Genomic DNA, 24,080 nt, shown 5'->3' on the forward strand with positions numbered 1-24,080 from the left:
GCCTGCATATGGCACATAGCAGGCTTTTTGTAATGAAGGTAGAATCGCCTGATTGAAAAGCCTCGTCCTGTTTTTAAGGAGTCTTCGTGAATAATATGTTCTCAAAAGCAGCAATCTGGGTCGTTGTGGCTCTGGTGCTGTTTACTTTATTTAAACAATTCGAGAGCAAGAGTGCCAATACCGGCGCATCTGTCCCGTACTCGGAATTTCTGGAGCGGGTGAAAAATAACCGTATCAAAGAAGCTACTATCGATGAGGCGGCCAGAACTGTAACTGCCGTTACTACAGAAGGAACAAAAATTAAATCGCAAATCACGATTCTTGATCGTGGCCTTGTCAGCGATTTGGTCAGCAATAACGTCAAATTTGATGTGAAAGCTCCTGAGGAACAGTCCTTTCTTTCGCAGATATTTATCTCGTGGTTCCCAATGCTGTTGCTAATTGGCGTTTGGGTGTTTTTCATGCGCCAGATGCAGGGTGGCGGCAAAGGTGGAGCGTTTTCGTTTGGTAAATCAAAGGCAAGAATGCTGGATGACACCAACAATAATGTGACTTTTGCCGACGTAGCCGGTTGTGACGAGGCGAAAGAGGAGGTGACAGAGGTCGTTGATTTTCTGCGTGACCCAAGCAAGTTTCAAAAGCTTGGCGGTCGTATTCCGCGTGGTATTTTAATGGTTGGTCCTCCTGGTACCGGCAAAACCTTGCTGGCCCGGGCAATCGCCGGTGAAGCCAAGGTTCCTTTCTTTACGATTTCGGGTTCTGATTTTGTTGAGATGTTCGTCGGCGTCGGCGCTTCCCGTGTCCGCGATATGTTTGAAACTGCCAAGAAACATTCCCCTTGCATTATTTTTATTGATGAGATCGATGCGGTTGGTCGACATCGTGGTGCTGGCATGGGTGGGGGCAATGATGAGCGCGAGCAAACACTGAATCAGATGTTGGTTGAAATGGATGGTTTCGAACCGAATTCCGGGGTCATTGTTATTGCTGCGACCAACCGTGCTGATGTGCTTGATAAAGCACTTTTACGCCCCGGACGCTTCGATCGTCAGGTGAATGTTGGCCTGCCGGATATTCGTGGTCGTGAGCAAATTCTGAATGTTCACATGCGTAAGGTGCCTGTGAGCTCTGATGTAAAAGCGGATATTCTCGCGCGGGGTACGCCTGGTTTTTCTGGTGCTGAACTGGCCAATCTCGTCAATGAAGCCGCTTTGTTTGCCGCTCGTCGCAACAAGCGTTTTGTTGAGATGCAGGATTTTGAAGATGCAAAAGATAAAATCTTCATGGGCCCTGAGCGCAAATCAATGGTAATGCGTGAGGAAGAACGCAGAAATACCGCATATCACGAGTCAGGTCATGCTGTAGTCGCAAAGCTTCTGCCGAAAGCGGATCCAGTGCACAAAGTAACAATTATGCCTCGCGGATATGCCCTGGGCCTTACATGGCAGTTACCTGAGCATGATCAGATCAGTGGCTATAAGGACAAAATGCTGGAGGAAATCGCGATTTTGTTTGGAGGCCGTATCGCTGAAGAAGTCTTTGTTAATCAGATGTCTACCGGCGCGTCCAATGACTTTGCCCGTGCAACCAAGCTCGCCAGAGCGATGGTCACAAAGTTCGGTATGTCTGGAATGGGTGTGATGGTCTACGAAGATAGTCAGGACGGTTATTTTGGCGGCTCATCAAAAACCATTTCTGAGGCGACACAACAGAAAGTTGACTCTGAAATTAAGCGCATTCTTGACGAACAATACGCGCTGGCACGTCGCCTTCTCGAAGAGAATCGGGACAAAGTCGAAGCAATGACTAAGGCATTGCTGGATTGGGAAACAATTGATGCTGACCAGATCAACGATATTATGGCTGGCATGGATCCGCGTCCGCCGAAGGTGAGTAGCGCAACTGTGAAGCCTGCCGGTGGCAATGACAGCGGATTAACCCCGGGCGCCGCCGCTCACGCTTAAGCCTGATCAACTCTTTTACAAGGTGAGTCTGACTCACCTTTTTTTATTATGACCGCTGTATTTCAGTGCGGGCGATTTGAATTTTCTCTTCCGTCCGAACCTTTTCGCCCAATTGTGATGGGAATCTTAAACGTTACCCCGGATTCTTTTTCCGATGGGGGTAAATTTCGCCAGCTCGAACTTGCACTCGATCACGCGCAAATGATGATTGATGCTGGCGTCGATATCATAGATATCGGCGGAGAATCCAGTCGGCCCGGAGCGCAGCCATTATCTCTTCAGCAAGAACTTGATCGGGTGATGCCTGTCGTTTACGCATTGAAAGACTGTGGTGTTGCCATTTCCGTGGATACTTATAAGCCAGAAGTCATGCGAGAAGTGATTGCTGCTGGTGCGGACATGATTAACGATATCAGGGGCTTTCAAAGCCACGAATCTGTTGCAGCGGTGGCGGATAGTGACGTTGGATTATGCGTGATGCACATGCAAAACACACCGGAGATAATGCAGAAAACCCCTGTGTATGAAGATGTGGTATCAGAGGTAAATGCATTTTTTACGGAAAGAGTTCAGACGTTTGTCGAAAGTGGTATCGCACTGAACAGAATTGCTCTTGATCCGGGGTTTGGATTTGGTAAGACGCTGCAGCATAATGTCGAGTTATTTAAAAAAATACCGTACTTCATAAAGCAATTTGATTTACCGCTATTGATTGGTGTTTCGCGCAAGTCTATGATTGGCGGTTTGACGGGGCGATCAACAGATCAGAGACTGGCAGGCAGTCTTGCCGGTGCGATTGCGGGCGCGCAGCTTGGTGCAGCAATCGTGCGGGTGCATGATGTCCCCGAAACGATAGATGCGCTGAAAGTAATGCAAAATTTAATCTGAGATTGAGAACATTAAAATGACAAGAAAATTCTTTGGCACAGATGGTATTCGCGGCAAAGTTGGTGTAAGCCCGATTACCCCTGACTTTGTATTGCGTCTGGGATACGCGGCCGGAAAGGTGCTTGCACAGGGTAATGTTGCACCAGGAGTGAAGCCAGCCGTGCTGATCGGTAAAGATACCCGGATTTCCGGCTATATGCTTGAAGCCAGTCTGGAAGCGGGATTTTCAGCTGCTGGTGTCGATGTGATGCTTGCGGGCCCGATGCCAACGCCAGCAGTTGCGTATCTGACCCGGGCATTGCGTCTGCAGGCAGGTGTCGTCATTTCAGCTTCGCATAATCCGTTTGACGATAACGGAATTAAGTTTTTCTCGGCTTCCGGCAACAAACTTCCCGATGAAATCGAACTCGCCATTGAGGCAGAACTCGAAAAAGGAATGGAATGTGTTTCCTCTGATGTGCTTGGCAAAGCGCATCGTTTGCGCGATGCAAATGGCCGGTATATTGAGTTTTGTAAAAGCACATTCCCTTCGGAGCTGGATTTGCGCGGCTTGAAAATCGTGGTCGATTGCGCTCACGGTGCCGCGTATGATATCGCGCCAAACGTATTCCATGAGCTTGGCGCCGAAGTTATTGCCATTGGTAACACGCCAAATGGCTTGAATATTAACGAAAAGGTTGGTGCAACGCATCCGGAGGCCCTGGCCGTTGCGGTCAGAGCAAATCATGCTGATATCGGTATCGCACTGGATGGCGATGCGGACAGACTGATTATGGTGGATAAAAATGGTCAGATCTACAACGGTGATCAGTTGTTGTATCTGATGACTATGGATCGCCTGTCGTCCGGCCCGGTTTCAGGTGTTGTTGGCACATTGATGACCAATATGGCGGTCGAAGTTGCGCTCAAGCAAAAAGGAATCGGGTTTGTGCGTGCGAAAGTCGGCGACCGTTACGTGCTGGAGCAATTAGCAGAACATGGCTGGGTGCTTGGTGGTGAAGGTTCGGGACATTTGCTTTGTCTGGATAAGCACTCTACCGGTGACGGTATTGTTTCCGCATTGCAGGTCTTGTCGGCGCTGCAGCGTATGAAAGTATCGCTGGACGAGTCATTAAAAGATCTCACTCTGTATCCTCAGTCGCTGGTGAACGTTCGTGTAGCTGCCGGAACCGACTGGAAAGAGAATGTTACTTTGGTTGAGGATAAAGCGGCGGTTGAGCAAGAACTCGGAGATCGTGGCCGCGTGCTGATTCGTGCGTCGGGAACCGAGCCATTGATTCGTGTGATGGTAGAAGCTGATAATGCAGATCTTGCGCATGCCTGTGCACATCGCCTTGCGGCTCATTTGCGCGGGTAAGTAATTTTTGGTGTCCTTATTGAAAGTGGGGATGTCATCATGTACTATTCTGCCTTCAGAAATTTTTCTGATGGAAAAATTTGCTGTCCATAGCTCAGTTGGATAGAGCACGGGCCTTCTAAGCCCGGGGTCGTAGGTTCGATTCCTACTGGGCAGGCCAGATTTCAAAGCCCGGATTTTCCGGGCTTTTTTCATTTCAAGGAGTAACTCAGGAATGGATGTTTCCGCATATATCGAAAAAGCTGCTTTGCAGAATGTTGGCGCTGATGTTGTTGAAAAAGCCGGTTCGTTTCTCATTCAGATACATCAGGCATTGAGCGCATCAACAGCCGATGCCGATATTGTTTGGCAATACAATGTTCCGGAACTGGGTGAGGGCGGCTCATGTTCTCTGTTCGGACAATTGGCTGCTGAACCTTATGATTTATTGCAGACGATGGGTGGCAACAAAGCCGAAGTGCTTTCATTGATGAGTGCAGTTACACGCATTACCGCGTTTTATCGTCAGAACAGTCAGTCTGACTGGTTTGGCATCTATCAGGCGCGGCAAGTGAATGAAGGTCGTGCGCTGGTCAAGCTTGCATACTTTGGCGCACCGTCGCGGGCTGAATTTCCTTTGACTCCCGAATTCGCCGCGATGAGCAATAACAGCTCGGTTGGTTTGTCCGGGCTTGGTCGCATCATTCACGATGTGCAGGCTTATGTTGCCGGCGGTGGCGAATACTATACTTGTGATCCTAAGGTCAATGCAGAAGCTTGCCTGCCGGTGTTGGCGAGCGACGGCCGTGTGCTCGGAATTATTGATGCAGAAACTTTCCGCCAGAATCTTTACCAGAATGATGAGCTGGCTTTGATGCTCGCAGTTTGCATCGCCTTGAGCAGCATTCTGTAAATTCCTTGCAGTCGCGAATGGTATAATTGCGGGTTGTTTCAGATTTCTATAAAAGGATAAAGCAGTGCTTTCTACCGCCAATATTACAATGCAGTTCGGGCCAAAGCCCCTGTTCGAAAATATCTCCGTCAAATTCGGTGAAGGTAACCGTTATGGTCTGATCGGGGCGAACGGTTGTGGTAAATCGACCTTCATGAAAATTCTTGGCGGCGATCTGGAACCTAGTGCCGGCTCCGTGATTCTGGACCAGAATATCCGTCTCGGTAAGCTGAAACAGGATCAGTTTGCCTACGAAGACATGCGCGTTCTGGACGTTGTGATGATGGGCCATACTGAAATGTGGGCTGCGATGTCTGAACGTGACGCTATTTACGCCAATCCGGAAGCAACTGACGAAGACTACATGCGTGCTGCGGATCTGGAAGCGCGCTTCGCTGAATTCGATGGCTATACTGCGGAATCCCGTGCCGGCGAACTGTTACTGGGCGTTGGTATTGCGATCGACCTGCATCAGGGGCCGATGAGTGCGATTGCACCGGGCTGGAAACTGCGTGTCTTGCTGGCTCAGGCACTGTTCTCGAATCCGGACGTATTGCTGCTCGACGAACCGACCAATAACCTGGATATCAACACCATTCGCTGGCTGGAAGATGTGCTGAACGAGCGCAATTCCACCATGATTATCATTTCCCATGATCGCCACTTCCTGAATCAGGTTTGTACGCACATGGCGGATATGGATTACGGCACGCTGAAAGTCTATCCGGGTAACTACGATGACTACATGCTGGCTGCATCGCAGGCACGTGCACAGGCACTGGCGAATAATGCGAAGGCAAAAGAGAAAATCGCTGAACTTCAGGACTTCGTTCGCCGCTTCTCTGCAAACAAATCCAAAGCACGTCAGGCGACATCGCGTGCGAAACAGATCGACAAGATCAAAGTTGAAGAGTTCAAGCCTTCCAGTCGTCAGAATCCGTTTGTGCGTTTTGAAGGTGAGAAAAAGCTGCATCGTCTGGCTGTGGAAGTGCAGGGTCTGGCAAAGAAATACGACCGTCAGATCTTTACCAACTTCGACATCATGGTGGAAGCCGGTGAAAAAATCGCGATTATCGGTGCCAACGGTGCGGGTAAAACCACATTGCTGCGCTGTATCGGCGGCACTGACATTACACAGCTGTCCGGCGATCATGGCATGGTGAAATGGGCAGAGAATGCATCGGTAGGCTATATGCCGCAAGATCCGGCAGAAGAATTTGCGCGCGATCTGAATCTGACTGACTGGATCGGTCAGTGGACAAAAGAAGGCGATGATGATCAGGCTGTTCGTTCGATTCTCGGTCGTTTGCTGTTCGGTGGCGATGATGTCCGTAAATCGGTCAAAGTCTTATCCGGTGGTGAAAAAGGCCGCATGCTCTACGGTAAGCTGATGCTGGGTCGTCATAACGTGTTGCTGCTGGACGAGCCAACCAACCATATGGACATGGAATCGATCGAATCGCTGAATATCGCGCTGGAAAAATACGCCGGTACGCTGATTTTCGTTTCGCATGACCGTGAATTTGTTTCGTCGCTGGCAAACCGTATTCTGGAAATCAAAGATGGCCAGGTTATCGATTTCAAAGGTACTTACGAAGAGTATCTGACCAGTCAGGGTATCCAGTAATCATTACTGTACTGATGATCTTAAAAAGGCTGAGATTTTCTCAGCCTTTTTTGTTTCTACGAACCAGAAAATACGGCTTGTGTTTCATGAAGATATGGCAGGCATTACGCTGAAATCGTCATCATGTATGGAAGCCCGGACTTTCTGCCGACGACCGCCAGATCGCTATGCAGAAAGCCGCATTTGACATCATAAACGGCTGAGTCTGCCGGATACCAGGTGTATGACGCGGTAACGCTTGACGACATGCGTATCTGCTGCCAGCCGCAGATACGCAAGAATACAAATTAGCTGAAGAACGCCTGTCTTTGCCTGATGCAGGATGCAAAAGAAAAAGCACCTGATCAACATGAATCAGGTGCTTTTTCTCACAGATTGAGATACGCAAGGCTTACTCGGCAGCGTTCTTTTTGACTTCGATAAAGCTGTCGAGGTGAATGTCGCCGAGGTAGAGCAGCGGATCTAACCTGTCGCGCAGTTTGCGAGCGGTATCGCGGTCACAGACTTTCATGACTGCTTTCAGAAACGGAATGCGCAATTGCTCAAAATCCGACATGTCAGCGGCTTTTTCCACTTTCAGTTGCAGCGTGAAGCCTCGGAAGCCAAGATTGGCTTTAATTGACTCATTGTAAAAACGATAGACAGCCTGAAACCGGTCCGCGTCACTCATACCTTCGCGGAACGCGCTGGCTGACTCAGTGGTAGCAGAATTGCTTTCGGCTTGGGGTGTGCTGGTTGCTAAGGCAGGCTGGGCTTCCGGCTCCGGAACAGCTTTCGGGCCGATAAAGTCACCTTCGATTAATTCATCGAAACGACTGATATCCAGCCCGACAGAGGAAAGCTTCGCAAGTAAATCATTGGCCGGCGTTTTGCCGTCGATCAGCAGTAGCAACGATCGGGTTTTGACAGATAAGCCAAATTTGCGCGAAGCGATTTCTTCGCGGCCTTTGTCGGTTTTATCGTAAATGGTATCCAGCATACACTGATTTCTTTGCCGTGCTTGTGACACTATCGGGGGAAATCAGCATATCTGACCTGACGGCTTTGCGCTATTGTACTTGTGGGCAATGTTGTATTTGGGTACGAACTTTGCCTCTGAATGTAGCAAAAATACCGTCAGTCAGATTTTTGTACGCGGACAGGGATGGACTTGAATTGCTGCTGATGCTGCGTGCTTTCAGTAGGACAGTCGCCGCAGGAGTCGCAGCCGCTGCCGCAGGATGCGGGTGCTGCCTTGGGAAGAAGTCGCCGGAAAATGGTATTTCCGGCCTTTTTTCGCAGCGCCGCCAGCGTTTTAGCCGGCATCCAGCGTAAAGCCAGATGCCATGCGCACAGCAAAACAATTAACGCTGTCAGAACAGTTTGCATATCAGGCTAACAAAATACGGGACAGCTGATAAACGATGAAAGAAGCGGCATACGCCAGTCCGAACAGATAGCCAGCCATCATCAGCGGATAGCGCAACGAGTTGGTTTCGCGGCGAACGATACTCAGCGTCGCAATACATTGTGGCGCGAAGACATACCATGCCAGCAATGACAGTGCAGTTGGCAAAGACCAGGATTGCGCAATCAGCGGCTCCAGTGCCTGATTTAATTGCTCACCGCTCTGTGATAACGCATAGACCGTACCGAGCGCAGCCACAGCGACTTCGCGTGCTGCCAATCCCGGCACCAAAGCAATACAAATCTGCCAGTTAAAGCCGATCGGTGCAAACACAACTTCCAGCGCGCGACCAAGATAACCGGCGATACTGTAGTAAATCTCCGGCTTGTCTGCGCCTTCCGGCGCCCCCGGGAAGCTGCTGAGGAACCACAAAATCACCATCAGCGACAGAATAATCGTACCGACACGGGTGACGAAGACTTTCGCGCGTTCCCATAATCCCAGCGCCAGATTGCGGCCATTCGGCAAACGATAATCCGGCAGTTCCAGCATTAACGGATTCGGTGCGGCATTGCCCCAGCGGTGTTTAAAGAACAGTGCAACCAGCATGGCTGATACGATACCGCCGATATACAAACCGAACAGCACCAGACCTTGCAGATTCATGATGCCAAGCACTTCGCGATCGGGAATAAAGGCCGCAATGATCAGGGCGTACACCGGCAGGCGGGCAGAGCAGGTCATCAGCGGTGCGATCATGATGGTAATCAGCCGGTCGCGCGGATTCTGAATTGTGCGGGTTGCCATAATGCCGGGTACGGCGCAGGCAAAACTCGATAACAGAGGAATGAATGCGCGGCCGGACAAACCGACTTTACCCATTAAGCGATCCAGCAGGAAGGCAGCGCGTGGCAGGTAGCCCGAGTCTTCCATGACCAGAATAAAGAAGAACAGAATCAGAATCTGTGGCAGGAACACCAGCACACTACCCGCACCGCCGATAACACCCTTGACAAGCAAGCCCTGCAAAACGCCCGGCGCCATATGGGTTTCAACCAGCGTACCGAGATCTTCCATGCTGCCTTTGATGAATTCCATCGGAATTTGCGCCCACGCAAAAACCGCCTGAAATACCAGAAACATCAGTATTGCGAAAATCAAAGGACCGGTAACCGGATTCAAAACCCAGCGATCTGCTTTGTAGCTCAGGCTGCGGAAGTGATCGAATCTGTCACTGGCAGCGTGCATCACTTCTTTCAGAATCCGGTTAACTTCTGCGTGATTCACTTCAGGGTCAGTCGCTTTTAACTCAAGCGCAGACGGTGGCTGATCCGGCAGGCTGCCAGCGAAATTTTCCAGTTCAGCGCACAGTGCGCGGATACCTTGCGGGGATACCGCTACGGTTTCAACGACAGGCATTTCCAGCAGGGCTGACAAACGCGGCACATCAACTTCCAGGCCTTTTTTAGCCGCGATATCCATCATGTTCAGCGCCAGCATCATCGGATGACCGAGTGCTTTCAGCTCCAGTGCCAGTCGCAGGCCGCGCTGCAGATTCGATGCATCAACTACGCACAGAATCAGATCAGGAACAGATTCATCTTTCTGATGACCTGTCAGAACCTGTTCTGTGATTTTTTCATCCGGCGTGACGGCACGCAGACTGTAAGTGCCGGGCAGATCGAGAATGCGCCATTCTTTGCCATCAGGGGCGAGGAAGCGACCTTCTTTACGTTCGATAGTAACGCCTGCGTAGTTGGCGACTTTTTGACGGGCGCCGGTCAGGCGGTTGAAGAGAGCAGTTTTGCCGCAGTTAGGATTGCCAACCAGCGCAATCCGGGGTGTTGCCTTCGGAAGTGTTGCCATGCATGAATACCACGTGAACTTTATTTAGTGATGCCGATCAGGGCTGCTTCGAAATTGCGCAGGGCAAAAGTGGACTGACCAACCCGTACCGCAACCGGTTCGCCGCCAAAATAGCCGCGATGCAAAACGCGAATCGATTCGCCGGCGACAAAGCCGAGTTCCTTCAGACGACGGGAGATTTCGGTGAGCTGCGCTTCCGGTGCATGAGGAGCAGCGTGGCTGCAAATGCCGGAAACAATGGCGGATTCTCCAACTTTCAATTGATCCAGTGTGGACTGGACGCCATCAGTGCGGGTGGAATTTCTCATGGCAGCGGCGGGAAAGGTTAATTCGAAATGATAATGAGAATATATCTCAATAACTCTTGTGCTGCAATCATTCTAGATTGAATCCATGAGGGCAGGGCGGGTATCCGGAAGATTCTTGTGGTGACGCAAGAAAAGGCGGGCGAAATGCCTGCCTTTTCAGAGAAAAAGCATGTTGATGTGCCTTGATCGCAGACTGAATCAGAATCAAGTGCGCACTGCCTCGGCAACCGCGGCGATCAGTCTGCTGCCGGTTTGCGGCGCTTGCGGGATGCGACGGCTGGCTTTTCTTTAGCTTCCGCTTCGGGGTGCACCAACGCGGCACTGAGATCGGCGACGGTACTCAGCAAAGTCTGATGCTCCTGCTCCCGCGTCCCCAGACTTTCCTGCATGCGCTGCATTTCCAGTTCCAGCATATGCAGGCGTTCTTCCAGTCGCGCTTTTTCGGTTGCCAGCGTCAGTTGACGCTGTTCATGCTCTTCTGCCTGCGCGCGCACCAGCTTTTGCTGTTCTTCGCTGCTTTGTAACTGCAGTTTCAGTGTTAGTGATTGGGATTTTTCCGATTCCAGCTGCTGCTTCAGTTGTGCCTGCGAGGTTAGCGCTGCTTCATACAGACGACTCAGGTTATGCAAGTCGGTTTCATGGGATTTGGACTGCGCTTGTACATCACTGAGCTGCGCCTGTGTTTTGCGCAATTGTTGTTCTGCCAGTTGCAGACGGCCTTCGTGCATCGCCGTTTCTTCCTGACGCTGACGCATGGTCGCAGCCTGAAAATGCTCAAACTGCTGGTGTGCCTGCTGTAATTGTTCTTCCTGTGTTTGCAGATGCTGCAACTTGTCGGACAGGCGCTGATTCAGCAGGGTGATTTGCTGTTGCTGCGCGAGACTTTGCAGGCGTTCGCGCTCCAGCGTTTCCAGTGTTTTACGATGTTCTTTCTGACTCAGGCGCAATTCCATCAACGCTTCCTGATGTGCCTGCGCACTTTCCTCAAGTCGCTTCTTTAGCGTCTGCAGCTCAGCCTGCATGCTTGCAAGCGTTTCTTCGTGCAGTTTTTCTGCTTCCGTGAAACGGATTTCCGCCTCCTGTTGCATGCCTTCATACAAAGACTGAACCGCAGACAGCAGGGAAGGGGGTAATTTCAGGCGGGAAGATTCGCTCTCCAGTGCATGATTTTCCCGCCACTGGCGCAGATACGGCGCAATCGTACTTTTGCTGCCGGTATCGCCCAGCATTTTGCGCACATTATCGACCGTGACCGGATGCCCGAGTTCGGTTAACTGGCTGGCGGCTTTTGCAACGTCTGAATAAAGGATTCCGGATCTGGCCATATCTGCAAATAAAGTAATGAATAACGTAATACGTAATAGTGTAGCAAATTACGATAATAATTTCAGAAAAAAATGACGTTATAACTTACGCTAATGTATATTATCGGAAGTAAGTAAAGCTCAACAACGCTGATTACCTATGTCGTTACGCAAAATTCAAAATAGTGCATTTGCCGGTATTTCCTCAGAAAAAAACAAAATCGCCTCAAAAAACGATGCGAGCGCACTGGCAAATACCGGGGAATACACCAGGCTGCACCAGCAATTTCTGGCGGCTGCCACCAGCCCGAATACACGGCGTGCGTATCAGACCGCGATCCGGCAGTTTCTGAGGGCAGGGTTTGTCTTACCTGCGACGGAACAAATGCTGCGCGACTATCTGCTCACACATGCGGCCAGCCTGAAAAGCAGCACGCTCAGCCTGCGTATTGCTGCGCTGTCGAGCTGGCATACCCTTCAAGGTTTCGATGACCCGACAGCAAAACCGGATATCCGCAAATTGCTGACCGGCATTCGCCGCACCCACGGCAGTCCGCCGAAGAAGGCAGCGCCAATTGACAGCGCCATGCTGAACTCGGTTTGCGAGCGCCTGAATAAGCAGGGTGATCTGGCCACACAACGCGATATGGCTTTATTGTGTTTAGGGTTTTCCGGCGGTTTTCGCCGTTCTGAGCTGGCAGCGTTAACAGCGGAAGATTTTCAGTGGGAGAGGCGCGGCGTCGTCATACTGCTGCCGCGCTCAAAAACGGATCAGACCGGTGAAGGTTTGCAGAAAGCCATTCCTTACACCAATGAAGCCAGTTGTGCTGCCACGCTGCTGAAGCGCTGGCTTGCGGCAGCAGACATTACGCAAGGGCCGGTTTTCCGTGCCATTAATCAGTGGGGGCAACTCAGCGCAAACGCTATGACCGGACATGGCATCAATCTCGTGATCAAAAAGCATTTGCAGGATGCGGCCGGTCCCGCGCAAGCCATTTCCAGCCACAGCCTGCGCCGCGGCATGGCGACGGAGGCTTACCATGCCGGAGCAAGTTTCCGCGCCATTAAACGTCAGGGCGGCTGGCGTTCAGATACTACCGTCCATCGCTACATTGCTGACGCGGACTTGTTCGAGGAAAGCGTGGTCACGCAGATTGCTAAACGAAAGCCGTAGGCACGCACAGATTTACGGTCGGCGATTATGCAAATATCGTCATATGGCCATTTCGTACAGCCAGACTTTCTGCCGACGACCGCCAGATCGCTGTGCCAAAGTCCGCATTTAGGGTACTTTTTAGTGTTTTCAGGCTCTTTCGGAGTTCTCCGAACACTGGCGGGCATCTGCGCCTCAAAATGAGCTGGCATTGTCGCTGGCATGACGATTGAGCATTTGAAATGAAATGGGCAATAAAAAACCGTCTGTCATCACAACAGACGGTTTTTTTGTTTCTGCGCTGTTAGCTGCATTTGCCTGAACAAACGCAGCTGAGCGCAAACAATTACCAGATCGATACGCGCTCGGTTGGTGCCAGGTAGAGTTTGTCGCCTGGTTTTACACCGAATGCATCGTAGAACGATGGCATGTTACGCAGGGTGCCGTTGGCGCGGAATTCGCCAGGGGAGTGCGGATCGGTTTTGATACGGATGATCGCTTCCTGTTCACGGATTTTGCCGCGCCATACTTGTGCAAAGCCCATGAAGAAGCGTTGTTCGCCGGTCATACCGTTGATGACTGGTGCCGGTTTGCCTTTCAGCGACAGTTTGTACGCTTTGTACGCTATGGCCAGACCGGAGTTATCCGCAATGTTTTCGCCCAGAGTCAGTTCGCCATTGACGTTGTAACCCGGAATCGGGCTGTAGCCGTTGTACTGTTTGACCAGTGCAGCAGTTTTGGCCGCGAATTTTTCGTGGTCTTCTTTCGTCCACCAGTCACGCAGGTTACCCTGACCATCGTACTGTGCGCCCTGATCATCGAAACCGTGGCTGATTTCATGACCGATGACCGCGCCGATTGCACCGTAGTTCACCGCGTCGTCCGCTTTCGGATTGAAGAATGGTGCCTGCAGAATTGCTGCCGGGAACACGATTTCATTCATTTCCGGGTTGTAGTAAGCATTGACGGTTTGCGGTGTCATGCCCCATTCATCACGGTCTACCGGTTTGCCCAGTTTGGACAGCTCAGTATCCGCTGCGAATTTGCGAATGGCGCGCAGATTACCCAGTGCATCACCTTTTTTGATTTGCAGGGCAGAGTAATCTTTCCACTTGTTCGGATAACCGATTTTCGGCATGAAGGTAGCCAGCTTGCCCAGCGCTTCTTTTTTGGTCGCATCGCTCATCCAGTCCAGCGTACCAACGCTGTCTTTATAGGCTTGCAGCAGATTACCAACCAGTTCTTCCATGCGTGCTTTGCTGCTGGCAGGGAAGAATTTTTCTACGTACAGTTTGCCGAGGCTTTCACCCATACCGGAATCGACCAGACGCACGCCGCGTTTCCAGCGTACTTCCTGTTGTGGCACACCGCGCAGGGTTTGCGCGAAGAAAGCAAAACTTTCATCTGCGTATTGCTGTGGCAATTGAGATGCAGCAGATGCCAGCAGGTTCCATTTCAGATAAACCTTGATGGTTTCCAGCGGTGTTTTCGCCAGAATATCGCTCATACCTTTCAGGTAGCTAGGCTGCGCCAGAATCAGGTAATCCACTTTGCCGGCAACGCCCAGCGCTGTCAGGTAAGCATTCCAGTCGAAACCGGTGGTCACTTCGCCCAGTTTCGCCAGTTCCACTTTGTTGTAGGCTTTTACCGGATCGCGCAGTTCAACTTTGGTCCATTGTGCGCGGGCAAATTCGGTTTCCAGTGCCAGAATCGCAGCTGCATGGGCGTCGGCTTCTTTATCGCCGGACATTTTCAGCATTTTGGCGATATGTGCCTGATACTTTTCACGTGTGCCTTTCAGTTTGGCATCATCGTCCTTCAGGTAGTAATCGCGGTCTGGCAGTGCAGTGCCGGACTGGCCAACGTCGAGTACGTATTTGGTGGAATCTTTATTGTCCTGATGCACAGAAATATCCAGCGGCGCCAGCACGGCGATGCGGTTCAGCCATGCGAACAGCGCAGGCAGTTCCGCTTTGTCTTTGATTGCATCGACTTTGGCAAATTCTGACTGCAGTGGCTGCAGGCCGGCCGCTTCAATCTGGCGGGTATCCATGAAACTGGCGTACAAATCGCCGATTTTCTGCGCATCGCTGCCGGTTGCGCCCGGTTTCTTTTGCAGATTTTCGATCAGTGTATGCAGGCGCGGAACAACCGCTTCGCGCAGATCCATAAAAGCACCGGCGCTGGAACGGTCAGCAGGAATTTCTGCTGTTTTCAGCCATTTACCGTTCACGTGACGGTAAAAATCATCCTGCGGACGCACTGTAGTGTCGCGGAAGCTGGTTTCGATACCGGCTTTGTCCATGCCTGCTTGTGCCAGACCGGAACTTGCCAGACCTGCCAGCAGGATTGCTGCGGCCTGTGCGATTTTGGTTTTCATACTGAATTCCCCTCGTAGTGAGTTTTTTGAATGCCGGACAATATAACTTTGCCCGTGCAGCAGGTCTGTGACCACGGACCGGAAACTTGGTTCCCGCAGTCACATAAAAACGCTATTCCTCGATATGTTCTACCAGTAACTGCAACCTTGTTGTCCCGTTGTATTCATTAATATCCAGACGGAAAGCAACATGCGCAACATCCGGCACATAAGTGTTATGACCGAACCAGATGGCGTCGTAACGGGTGCCGTCTTCACGCTCCAGCACCAGTTTCAGATGTCGTTCTTTCAGTACGCGCTGCTGTATCACGCGGAATTCGCCGCTGAATGTTGGTGGCGGGAAAGATTGCCCCCAGACGTACTGATCCATCAGATACACAAAATCCAGGCTGAAAGCATCGGCGGTCAGCGAACCATCCGTCGCAACAACTTTTTGTAAATCTTCTTTTTGCAGCCATTCCTGCGCAACGGTTTCAAACGCTTTGGCGAAGCGCGGCAAATCGTTCTGCACAATTGTCAGACCAGCAGCCATCGCATGCCCCCCGAATTTGCAGATCAGATCCGGATAACGTTTAGAGACCAGATCCAGCGCATCGCGTAAATGAAAACCGGCAATTGAACGGCCAGAGCCTTTCAGCAATCCGGTATCGCCCGGTGCAAATGCAATCACGGGACGGTAAAACTTATCTTTCAGGCGGGAAGCCAGAATACCTATCACGCCCTGATGCCAGTTTTCATCGAAGGCCACAATCGCATGCTGTGAGTCTGAGCCATATAACTCCAGTTGTATCAGCGCGACTTCCTGCATGTCCTGCTCGATTTGTTTGCGCTCCGCATTCATTGCGTTCAGCATCTGCGCAATTTCCCACGCACGCTCCATGCTGTCGGTCAGCAGGCACTCAATGCCCAGCGACATATCGGCCAGACGTCCGGCGGCGTTCAGACGCGGGCCGAGCGCAAATCCCATATCAAACGGCGTGGCCTGATGAAAATCGCGGCCAGCGACACGAAACAGTGCAGCAACTCCCGGACAGAATTGTCCCTGACGAATACGCTTTAAGCCTTGTGACACAAGTACACGATTGTTGCTGTCCAGACTGACTACGTCCGCCACCGTGCCCAGCGCTACTAAGTCCAGTAAAGTATCAAGACGTGGCTGGCTGCGCTGATCAAATACACCGCGCTGACGCAGTTCGGCGCGCAATGCCAGTAACACGTAAAACATGACCCCGACACCGGCCAGCGATTTACTGTCAAAACCACATTCAGGCTGGTTTGGGTTCACAATGACATTAGCGTCGGGCAGGGTGTCGCCGGGCAAATGGTGATCGGTAATCAGTACGGACAATCCTTTGTCACGCGCTGTTTTCACACCATCGACGCTGGCAATACCGTTATCCACCGTAATCAGTACATCGGGCGCATGGGTTGCAACCGCCAGCTCTACGATTTCCGGCGTCAGTCCGTAACCGTACTCAAAACGGTTCGGCACGATATACGTCATTTGCGCACCGAACATGCGCAAGCCACGTATAGCAACAGCACAGGCGGTGGCGCCATCGCAGTCGTAATCCGCAATCACGGTCATGCGTTTGCCTGTGGCAATACAATCCGCCAGAAATACCGCAGCATCCTGCACCGCTTTTAATCCGGAAGGCGGCAGCAATGCGCCGAGTTCCATATTCAGTTCAGCGCTGCTGCATATGCCACGTGCTGCGAAAATCCGCGCCAGCACCGGATGGATACCTTCGCTTTTGAGTCTCTGAGCGATCTCTTCAGGATATGGACGGGTGGCGATCGTTGTCATGCTGCCGCTCCGAACAAGGGTTCCAGCGAACCGCGCTGCCAGAATTTCCAGCCAGGCACTTTCCGGCAACGTAATTCACACAATCTGCGCGAATCCGAAATCAGGATGGTGACGGTTTGCCATTTTCCTTCGCGTATGTCCGCCAGCAACGGTGCAAACAATTGCTGATCAATCGTCTGCATTTGCTCCAGCCACATTCCCCAGTCGCTATTCAGTGCGTGAGAGCTGAGCGTGTCGATCAGTAGCGTGCTCGGATTATCAGAGGCAGCCTTGCCGTTCCAGATTGCAGATGTACGGAACGACGGCAGTAAACGATCTGCGCCGCATGAGATCCAGACCGAATTCACTGTCCGCAAGCCGCGCATTTCGCGCTCCTGATTCAGCGGATGATCATGCCAGCGCATTTGTACTTCATTCTGGAACTGGCGCCACTGACGTTCACCATCACCGCGCGGCATCCAGATATCGATGTTGTGGCCGGACGCAGCTGCGCTGGTACAAGTCCGTAATTCGCGCCACCGATCAGCACGCACAAACCATTGCTGCGCATTGCCGTATTGCAGCGTCAGTCCGTATTCTTGCGCGACTTCGGTGGCAATCGCAAAAAAAGCCTCACTTTCTTCAGGACGAATATCCAGCCTTTCAGTATCCGTCAGCACCAGATGGTCGCGTGCGACGTGAATATGGACTGGCTGCAGCAAAAACCAGAAGCCCTCGCTGACCGGAAGGCGTGCTTCCTGCATAAAATGCCACGCCAGTGGCGGACTGTTCGCTGGCGTCTCCGCTTGTAAGCCAGCCTGCCAGTATTCATGCGGCAATGCAGGCGAAAAGTCGTCAAATTCCTGTTGAGTGGATAACTCCAGACCGGCCAGCAGGCCGGAGAGGGCAGGCATATTCAGTGATTTGCGGAAATCTGCGAGGAATTCCGCAGGCGGAATCGCAAACGGCAAAATGAGTGTCAGATTTTTCATAGACGTGATTGTATGGCAAACTCTCGCCTACCTGAATTTTGTGGTTCAACACATAGTGAAAAATTTGCCTTATGAGTGGCTGGTCGGTCTGCGTTATACCCGTGCAGGCAAACGCAGTGGCCGAAACCGTTTCATTTCTTTTATCTCGACGATTTCGATGGCTGGTATCGCGCTGGGTGTAGCGGCGCTGATCATCGTACTTTCCGTCATGAACGGATTCCAGAAAGAAGTGCGTGACCGTATGTTATCGGTGGTCGCGCATATCGAAGTATTTGATCCAAGCGGCTCTGCGCCGACATGGAAAACGACGGCAACAGAAGCATTGCGAAATCCCGCAGTCAAAGGTGCTGCACCTTATGTCGACGGGCAAGCGATGATTCTGCACGATGAAACCATGCGTGGTGTCATTTTGCGCGGTGTACTGCCGGAAGAAGAGCGAAAGGTGTCGGAAGTTGCCGACAAAATTAAAGTCGGCAGCTGGGCGGATTTGCGTGCAGGTGAATTCAACATCATTCTCGGTTCCGCGCTGGCTGAAGGTTTGCATGTCGGCGTTGGCGATAAAGTGACGCTGGCGTCGCCAGAGATGCAAATGACGCCAGCTGGCGTTGTGCCAAGTCTCAAAGCTTTCCGCGTCGTTGGCATTTTTGAAGCAGGCCATTACGAATACGATTCCGGCATGGCATTTATGCAGCTGGATGATGCGCAGAAATTTTTCAGGTTGTCAGCGCCGACCGGCATTCGTTTAAAAGTCAGTGACATGCTGAGAGCGCCGCAGATAGCGCAGGAACTTTCGCGCAGCCTCAGTGGTGATTTGCTGATCCGCGACTGGTCTCAGCAAAACCGCAATTATTTTGCAGCGGTCAAAACCGAAAAAACCATGATGTTCATTATCCTGACGCTGATTGTGGCAGTGGCGGCGTTTAATCTGGTGTCAACGCTGGTGATGACGGTGACGGATAAGCAAGCCGACATTGCAATCATGCGTACACTTGGTGCATCGCAATGGTCGATCATGAAGATTTTTATGATTCAGGGCGGCATTACCGGTATCGTCGGTACGCTCAGCGGTGTGTTGCTCGGTGTTGAAGTTGCACTCCACATTGATGTGATTGTTCCTGCCATCGAACGTTTGCTTGGCGTGGCCTTCCTGCCGCGTGAACTGTATTTCGTCTCCAGCCTGCCATCTGATCTGCGTTGGGCCGATGTCTGGCAAATCAGTGCAATTGCTGTGTCGCTCGCATTTGTCGCAACTTTATATCCAAGCTGGAAAGCTTCCAGAGTCAAACCGGCGGAGGCTTTACGCTATGAGTAATTTACGTATTCAACACGGCGATCTGGTGCTTGCGGGCCAGAATCTCAGCAAAACCTTTGCCGAAGGCAATGCCATTGTGCGCGTGCTGGATAAGGTCAGCATTAATGTCCATGCCGGTGAACGACTCGCGATTGTCGGCGCTTCCGGTTCAGGCAAATCCACCTTACTGCATTTGCTCGGAGGTTTAGACACGCCGAGCGCCGGTGAAGTGCATTTACTTGGTCAGTGCCTCAACGATATCAGCGAAAAGAAGCGCGGAGAAATGCGTAATCAGGCATTGGGTTTTGTCTATCAGTTCCATCACTTGCTGGCTGAATTCAGCGCACTGGATAATGTGGCTATGCCATTGCTGATACGCCGTTGTCATCGTGATGAAGCACAGCGGCAAGCGAAAGAAATGCTGGAAAAAGTCGGCCTTGGCGATCGCATTACACATGTACCCGGCGAATTATCCGGCGGTGAGCGGCAGCGGGTTGCACTGGCGCGTGCGCTGGTGACCAAACCAGCCTGCGTACTGGCCGACGAACCTACCGGCAATCTGGATACGGATACAGCGCAGCAGGTGTTTGATCTGATGCTGGAGTTATCGCAAACGCTGGCAACCGCGTTTGTTATCGTGACTCACGATCAGCAACTGGCAGCGCGTTGTGACCGCAGACTGCGCCTGACATCTGAGGGATTAAAGGAACTGGTATGAAATGTGATGCGCTGAAAATGAGCTTTATCGCTTTCGTGCTTTCAAGTGTATTCGCTGCTCCCGTCAGCGCTGCTGAACTTGCATTGCAACTGGAAACCTCTCTGCGCACCGACAGTAATCCGTTCAAATTTTACGATAATCCGCCACCGGGCAATCCCAATCCCGGGCCTGTTCAGCAGGATCTGCGGGCGGGTGATTCGGTCACTGCAGCCAGTCTGCGTGCAGGTGTACTGATACCGCTGACATCTGATCAGACCAGACTCATTCTGACCGGCTCACTGGGATCTGTGCACTACAAAGATTACAGCCAGTTAAACCACCGCGAAGGTGCCGCCGACGCGACGCTGGATGTCAGCGTCGTCAATAACATGTTGTTGCAAGCGCATACAGGTACCGGAAAAAAACTGTTTCAGTACATCAATGGCAGCCTGACAGATCGCGATCTGGTCACGTCACGGCAGGCTGATCTGAACGCCTACTGGAAACTGATGAATGACTTTCAGTTTAACGCGGGCTTGTACCGGAATCAGACAAACTATGAATTAGCTGTTAATCAGCTTTATAACAACCGCGAAAAAGGCGGGCAGTTCTTTCTGCGCTATACATCGCCGACAGGCTCCAGCGTTCAGGCTGGCATACGTCAAGGGGAAGCCCAGTATACCGACCGCGACGTGCGGCAAATCGCCGACCTGGATCAGGGCTACAAAGAGCGCGAACTGGCAGCGGATATTGAGTGGCTGTACAGTACAAAAACCATATTCAGCGGGCATCTGGGTAAAATTCGCCGTGAGTATCATTTTGATGACAGCCGGGACACTTATCTGACGAATGTTGTACTGCGTGGCACTTACCATTTCTCGCCATCGCTGCGTTTTGACTTGCAAGTATTCAATCGGCCATATTCGCTGATTGATCCCGCGATTCAGTATGTGACTGCAACCGGACAACGACTCGATCTGAGCTGGACATATTCACCGAAATGGAAAATGAATCTGTCTTACCTGCATCAGAACAGTGAGCAGCAGCTCATTGACCGAATTATCCGTGCGAGAGGCTATTCGACGCGTAATGAAAAATTACAGCGCTTCGGTGCAGGCGCAGTATGGCAGTTTGATCCTCGCTGGCGTGTCATGCTGGACGGCATTGCCGAGCGTTCTAACCGCGATGAAGACGGATTGCGCCAATCTCAGAGAACTATCAGTCTCGCACTGGAATACACGTTTGAAAATCAGATCGGCAGTGCGGACAAATTGCGTCTGCGCCGGTATCAGCAGCATTACAGCACTGCAGAAGGGCAATAATATGCAATCTCTGATACGCCGAATCAGTCGTTTTGCTGCCCGCCATTTTGCAAAAAGCTGGTTGCCATTTCATGCACCGCGCGGTGTGGTGAGCTTCAGCTTTGATGATGTTCCGCTGAGCGCGTGCGAGCAAGGCGCCGCATTACTGGAAAAGCACGGTGTTCGCGGAACGTTTTTTGTTTGCGGTGGTTTGACGGATCATACTGAGCAAGGGCAGCAATGTCATTCAGAAGATATTTTGCAGCAATTGCATCTGGCTGGACATGAACTCGGTTGCCATACCTTTTCACACACGCATTGCGAGCGCGCTGACAGGGATCAGATTCAGACAGACTTGCTGCGCAATCAGGATTTTTTTAAACGCCTGCAGTTGCCTTTATCCGGATTTGCATTTCCGTTCGGTGCATACAGCTTTGCCTCAAAATTGCTGGCGAGATCGCATTTTGGCTATGCCCGTATTACCGGAAACCGCACCATGTTCAATGGTGCCGATGTCTACGCTTTGCCTGCAATGGCGTTGTATGAAGGCAAAATGACGCAACAGGCATTGCAGGCATTGATTCAGGATGTAGCCCATCGTAAAGGCTGGCTGGTCTTTTACACGCATGAAGTAACTCATCAACCCGGACAATGGGGAGCAACACCTGAGTTGCTGCGTTTTTGTATTGCAGAAGCAATCAGTGCTGGCTGCGAAGTAAAAACAATCCGTGACGCCATTTTGTATTTCGAACAGGCGCGACGCAGCTAAAACCGCGCTGGCAAGCTTTCCTCCTCCCACTCTGAGCACGTGCTGATTGTCATCACCGGCGCTTTGCATTTCCGTAAGGAAATGCAATTGCAGCTTGTGTATTTAATGCTGGTTTCATGATGTAAATTTTTGCCGGATTCATGCAGAGCTTCGTTAGAATAAACAGGTTTTTGCAAAAATTGAATCTACCATGAGCTCAAATAGCCAGTTTTCCCTGATGCGGCAACGGCGCTTCGCCCCGTTTTTCTGGACCCAGTTTCTGGGAGCGTTCAACGACAACGTGTTTAAGACTGCGTTGTTAACCGTGCTGACCTTTGATGCTTTGCACTGGACAAACTTGCCGGTCAGCCTGCTGAATCAGTTGATTCCGGGCTTGTTTATCCTGCCTTTCGTTGTGTTATCCGCATCCGCCGGACAACTGGCCGATAAAAAAGAAAAAGGCTGGCTGGCACGCAGAGTGAAGCTGCTGGAAATCGTCATTATGCTGGTCTGCGCCTATGGCTGGCTCCAGCATAATGTATGGGTGCTGATTGCCGGTGTTGCAGGAATGGGGATTCATTCAACCTTATTTGGCCCGGTGAAATACGCTTATCTGCCGCAACACTTGCATACTGATGAACTGATCGGTGGTAACGGCCTGATCGAAATGGGCACCTTCGTCGGCATTCTGCTCGGTGAAATACTCGGTGCAATGCTGGTTTCACATGGCGATGGCGGCGTGATGCTGGTCGCAGGCATAACGATCGGGATTGCTATTCTCGGTTACATCGCCAGTCTTGGCATTCCGGAATCTCCGGCAGCGGATCCTGGTCTGAAAATGAACTGGAATCCGGTCACGGAAACCATACGCAATATCGCGTTCAGCAAACAGAACCGGCCAGTCTTTTTATCCTTACTCGGCAATTCGTGGTTCTGGTTCTACGGCGCGATTATCCTTGCGCAATTCCCGTTATTTGCGAAAGATTTTCTGCGCGGTGATCACTCCGTTTTCGTATTGCTGCTGACGGTATTTTCTTTCGGTATTGGTGCAGGTTCTTTGCTGTGTGAAAAGCTTTCCGGTCATAAAGTGGAAATCGGCCTGGTGCCATTCGGTTCGATTGGTCTGAGTGTATTTGGTATCGATCTGGCGCTGGCCAGTCAGGCATATATCGCAGCGCAGGATGTCACCGCAATGCAGTTTATTACGCAACCGGGCGCAATCCGTTTGCTGGCCGACATCGTATTGCTTGGTGTGTTCGGTGGCTTTTACATCGTGCCTTTATTTGCCCTGATTCAAACCCGCTGCGAACCCGGTCATTTGTCACGCACAATTGCGGGCATGAATATCCTGAATGCGCTGTTCATGGTCGTAGCATCACTGGCAGCAAGCGCCATGCTGGTAAAGGGTTTCACGATTCCGCAGATTTTTCTGGCAACCGCCATTCTGAATGTATTCGTTGCTGCTTATATTTTCAGTCTGGTGCCGGAGTTCCTGATGCGCTTCCTGGCCTGGATACTGATTCATACCATACACAAAGTGCGCGGCATTGGTACAGAACATATACCTGAGCAAGGTCCTGCAGTGCTGGTCTGTAATCACGTCAGTTATCTGGATGCGGTTGTGCTGATGGCTTGCAGTCCGCGTCCGGTACGTTTTGTGATGGACCATAATATTTTCAAAATTCCGCTGATCTCCTGGATTTTCCGCACAGCCAAAACTATTCCGATCGCGCCGGCGAAAGAGGATAAATGGCTGATGGAAAAATCATTTATCGATATCGCACAGGCGCTGGAAGAGGGTGAACTGGTTTGTATTTTCCCGGAAGGTCGTCTGACCGGTAACGGTGACATTAATCAGTTCAAAGGCGGCATCATGAAAATTATTGAGCGCACGCCGGTTCCGGTGATTCCGATGGCATTGCGGGGCTTGTGGGGCAGCATCTTTTCGCGCGATAAAACGAATCCGTTTGAACGTGCATTCCGGCGCGGCCCGTTCTCCCGTCTGGAACTGGTCGTTGGTGAACCAATGTTGCCGACCGCAGTAACACCGGAAATTTTGCAAGAGCGCGTGACGGCATTGCGTGGAAACTGGAGATAAAT

18 protein-coding genes and 1 tRNA gene are annotated in these 24,080 nt (G+C 51.4%); 12 read left to right on the forward strand and 7 right to left on the reverse strand.

Annotation, left to right across the window (positions count from 1 at the left end):
- Positions 1–86: 86 nt before the first annotated feature.
- The 6 genes from ftsH (at position 87) to KDM89_RS07705 (ending at position 6,767) form a co-directional block, all read left to right on the forward strand.
- A complete protein-coding gene (gene ftsH / locus KDM89_RS07680) occupies positions 87–1,964 on the forward strand; it encodes an ATP-dependent zinc metalloprotease FtsH (RefSeq protein ID WP_212687356.1) in 1,878 nt (625 codons plus the stop codon).
- A 48-nt stretch (positions 1,965–2,012) separates the two neighbouring features.
- Positions 2,013–2,852: a dihydropteroate synthase gene (gene folP, locus KDM89_RS07685; RefSeq protein ID WP_212687357.1), complete on the forward strand. Its 840-nt coding sequence runs from the start codon at positions 2,013–2,015 to the stop codon at positions 2,850–2,852.
- A gap of 16 nt (positions 2,853–2,868) precedes the next feature.
- Positions 2,869–4,209 carry a phosphoglucosamine mutase gene (gene glmM, locus KDM89_RS07690; RefSeq protein WP_212687358.1) on the forward strand — a complete coding sequence of 447 codons (1,341 nt, stop codon included), beginning with the start codon at positions 2,869–2,871 and terminating at the stop codon, positions 4,207–4,209.
- An 83-nt stretch (positions 4,210–4,292) separates the two neighbouring features.
- Positions 4,293–4,369: transfer RNA gene (locus tag KDM89_RS07695), tRNA-Arg, on the forward strand.
- 54 nt (positions 4,370–4,423) lie between these two features.
- Entirely contained in the window at positions 4,424–5,101 is a 678-nt protein-coding gene (locus tag KDM89_RS07700; protein WP_212687359.1) for a GAF domain-containing protein, read from the forward strand.
- A 64-nt stretch (positions 5,102–5,165) separates the two neighbouring features.
- Entirely contained in the window at positions 5,166–6,767 is a 1,602-nt protein-coding gene (locus tag KDM89_RS07705) for an ABC-F family ATPase (protein WP_212687360.1), read from the forward strand.
- 391 nt (positions 6,768–7,158) lie between these two features.
- On the opposite strand, the gene KDM89_RS07710 is transcribed toward KDM89_RS07705, so the two are convergent.
- From KDM89_RS07710 to KDM89_RS07725, 4 genes are all read right to left on the reverse strand, one after another.
- Positions 7,159–7,746 (reverse strand): hypothetical protein, encoded by a 588-nt coding sequence (locus KDM89_RS07710; protein WP_212687361.1) that lies wholly within the window; start codon positions 7,744–7,746, stop codon positions 7,159–7,161.
- A 390-nt stretch (positions 7,747–8,136) separates the two neighbouring features.
- On the reverse strand, positions 8,137–10,020 hold the full coding sequence (gene feoB / locus KDM89_RS07715; protein ID WP_212687362.1) for a ferrous iron transporter B: 1,884 nt from the start codon (positions 10,018–10,020) through the stop codon (positions 8,137–8,139).
- 20 nt (positions 10,021–10,040) lie between these two features.
- Entirely contained in the window at positions 10,041–10,328 is a 288-nt protein-coding gene (locus KDM89_RS07720) for a FeoA family protein (protein ID WP_212687363.1), read from the reverse strand.
- Positions 10,329–10,564: 236 nt separating this feature from the next.
- On the reverse strand, positions 10,565–11,653 hold the full coding sequence (locus tag KDM89_RS07725; RefSeq protein ID WP_212687364.1) for a DNA-binding protein: 1,089 nt from the start codon (positions 11,651–11,653) through the stop codon (positions 10,565–10,567).
- A 139-nt stretch (positions 11,654–11,792) separates the two neighbouring features.
- Between KDM89_RS07725 and KDM89_RS07730 the strand changes: the two genes are divergently transcribed.
- Positions 11,793–12,806, forward strand: coding sequence for a site-specific integrase (locus KDM89_RS07730; protein ID WP_212687365.1), 1,014 nt, complete (start codon positions 11,793–11,795; stop codon positions 12,804–12,806).
- A gap of 325 nt (positions 12,807–13,131) precedes the next feature.
- Here the strand turns inward: KDM89_RS07730 and KDM89_RS07735 are convergent, their stop codons facing one another.
- From KDM89_RS07735 to KDM89_RS07745, 3 genes are all read right to left on the reverse strand, one after another.
- Positions 13,132–15,165 carry a M13 family metallopeptidase gene (locus KDM89_RS07735; protein ID WP_212687366.1) on the reverse strand — a complete coding sequence of 678 codons (2,034 nt, stop codon included), beginning with the start codon at positions 15,163–15,165 and terminating at the stop codon, positions 13,132–13,134.
- A 112-nt stretch (positions 15,166–15,277) separates the two neighbouring features.
- Positions 15,278–16,972, reverse strand: coding sequence for a single-stranded-DNA-specific exonuclease RecJ (recJ, locus tag KDM89_RS07740; protein ID WP_212687367.1), 1,695 nt, complete (start codon positions 16,970–16,972; stop codon positions 15,278–15,280).
- Positions 16,969–17,943 carry a hypothetical protein gene (locus KDM89_RS07745; protein WP_212687368.1) on the reverse strand — a complete coding sequence of 325 codons (975 nt, stop codon included), beginning with the start codon at positions 17,941–17,943 and terminating at the stop codon, positions 16,969–16,971. The genes recJ and KDM89_RS07745 overlap by 4 nt, the downstream gene beginning before the upstream one ends.
- 40 nt (positions 17,944–17,983) lie before the next feature.
- On the opposite strand from KDM89_RS07745, the gene KDM89_RS07750 reads away from it, so the two are divergent.
- The 5 genes from KDM89_RS07750 (at position 17,984) to KDM89_RS07770 (ending at position 24,078) form a co-directional block, all read left to right on the forward strand.
- Entirely contained in the window at positions 17,984–19,255 is a 1,272-nt protein-coding gene (locus tag KDM89_RS07750) for a lipoprotein-releasing ABC transporter permease subunit (RefSeq protein WP_329604633.1), read from the forward strand.
- A complete protein-coding gene (lolD, locus tag KDM89_RS07755) occupies positions 19,248–19,952 on the forward strand; it encodes a lipoprotein-releasing ABC transporter ATP-binding protein LolD (RefSeq protein ID WP_212687370.1) in 705 nt (234 codons plus the stop codon). Before KDM89_RS07750 ends, lolD begins: the two co-directional genes overlap by 8 nt.
- Complete coding sequence (locus tag KDM89_RS07760; protein ID WP_212687371.1) at positions 19,949–21,253, forward strand: hypothetical protein; 1,305 nt, start codon at positions 19,949–19,951, stop codon at positions 21,251–21,253. Before lolD ends, KDM89_RS07760 begins: the two co-directional genes overlap by 4 nt.
- Before the next feature lies 1 nt (position 21,254).
- Positions 21,255–22,001, forward strand: coding sequence for a polysaccharide deacetylase family protein (locus KDM89_RS07765; RefSeq protein WP_212687372.1), 747 nt, complete (start codon positions 21,255–21,257; stop codon positions 21,999–22,001).
- Between the two features lie 190 nt (positions 22,002–22,191).
- Positions 22,192–24,078 (forward strand): MFS transporter, encoded by a 1,887-nt coding sequence (locus tag KDM89_RS07770; protein WP_212687373.1) that lies wholly within the window; start codon positions 22,192–22,194, stop codon positions 24,076–24,078.
- Positions 24,079–24,080 lie beyond the last annotated feature (2 nt).

It is taken from the genome of Cognatundibacterium luofuense (assembly GCF_018139685.1).
GTDB classification, from domain to species: Bacteria; Pseudomonadota; Gammaproteobacteria; order Burkholderiales; family Burkholderiaceae_D; genus Undibacterium; species Undibacterium luofuense.

Bases quoted from the DNA above. Each gene is read 5' to 3' on its own strand.
- KDM89_RS07710 (WP_212687361.1), bottom strand. From the start codon at position 7,746: ATGCTGGATACCATTTACGATAAAACCGACAAAGGCCGCGAAGAAATC.
- KDM89_RS07700 (WP_212687359.1), top strand. From the start codon at position 4,424: ATGGATGTTTCCGCATATATCGAAAAAGCTGCTTTGCAGAATGTTGGC.
- lolD (WP_212687370.1), top strand. From the start codon at position 19,248: ATGAGTAATTTACGTATTCAACACGGCGATCTGGTGCTTGCGGGCCAG.
- KDM89_RS07735 (WP_212687366.1), bottom strand. From the start codon at position 15,165: ATGAAAACCAAAATCGCACAGGCCGCAGCAATCCTGCTGGCAGGTCTG.
- KDM89_RS07720 (WP_212687363.1), bottom strand. From the start codon at position 10,328: ATGAGAAATTCCACCCGCACTGATGGCGTCCAGTCCACACTGGATCAA.
- KDM89_RS07765 (WP_212687372.1), top strand. From the start codon at position 21,255: ATGCAATCTCTGATACGCCGAATCAGTCGTTTTGCTGCCCGCCATTTT.
- feoB (WP_212687362.1), bottom strand. From the start codon at position 10,020: ATGGCAACACTTCCGAAGGCAACACCCCGGATTGCGCTGGTTGGCAAT.
- KDM89_RS07730 (WP_212687365.1), top strand. From the start codon at position 11,793: ATGTCGTTACGCAAAATTCAAAATAGTGCATTTGCCGGTATTTCCTCA.
- KDM89_RS07745 (WP_212687368.1), bottom strand. From the start codon at position 17,943: ATGAAAAATCTGACACTCATTTTGCCGTTTGCGATTCCGCCTGCGGAA.
- recJ (WP_212687367.1), bottom strand. From the start codon at position 16,972: ATGACAACGATCGCCACCCGTCCATATCCTGAAGAGATCGCTCAGAGA.
- KDM89_RS07725 (WP_212687364.1), bottom strand. From the start codon at position 11,653: ATGGCCAGATCCGGAATCCTTTATTCAGACGTTGCAAAAGCCGCCAGC.
- KDM89_RS07770 (WP_212687373.1), top strand. From the start codon at position 22,192: ATGAGCTCAAATAGCCAGTTTTCCCTGATGCGGCAACGGCGCTTCGCC.
- KDM89_RS07760 (WP_212687371.1), top strand. From the start codon at position 19,949: ATGAAATGTGATGCGCTGAAAATGAGCTTTATCGCTTTCGTGCTTTCA.
- glmM (WP_212687358.1), top strand. From the start codon at position 2,869: ATGACAAGAAAATTCTTTGGCACAGATGGTATTCGCGGCAAAGTTGGT.
- folP (WP_212687357.1), top strand. From the start codon at position 2,013: ATGACCGCTGTATTTCAGTGCGGGCGATTTGAATTTTCTCTTCCGTCC.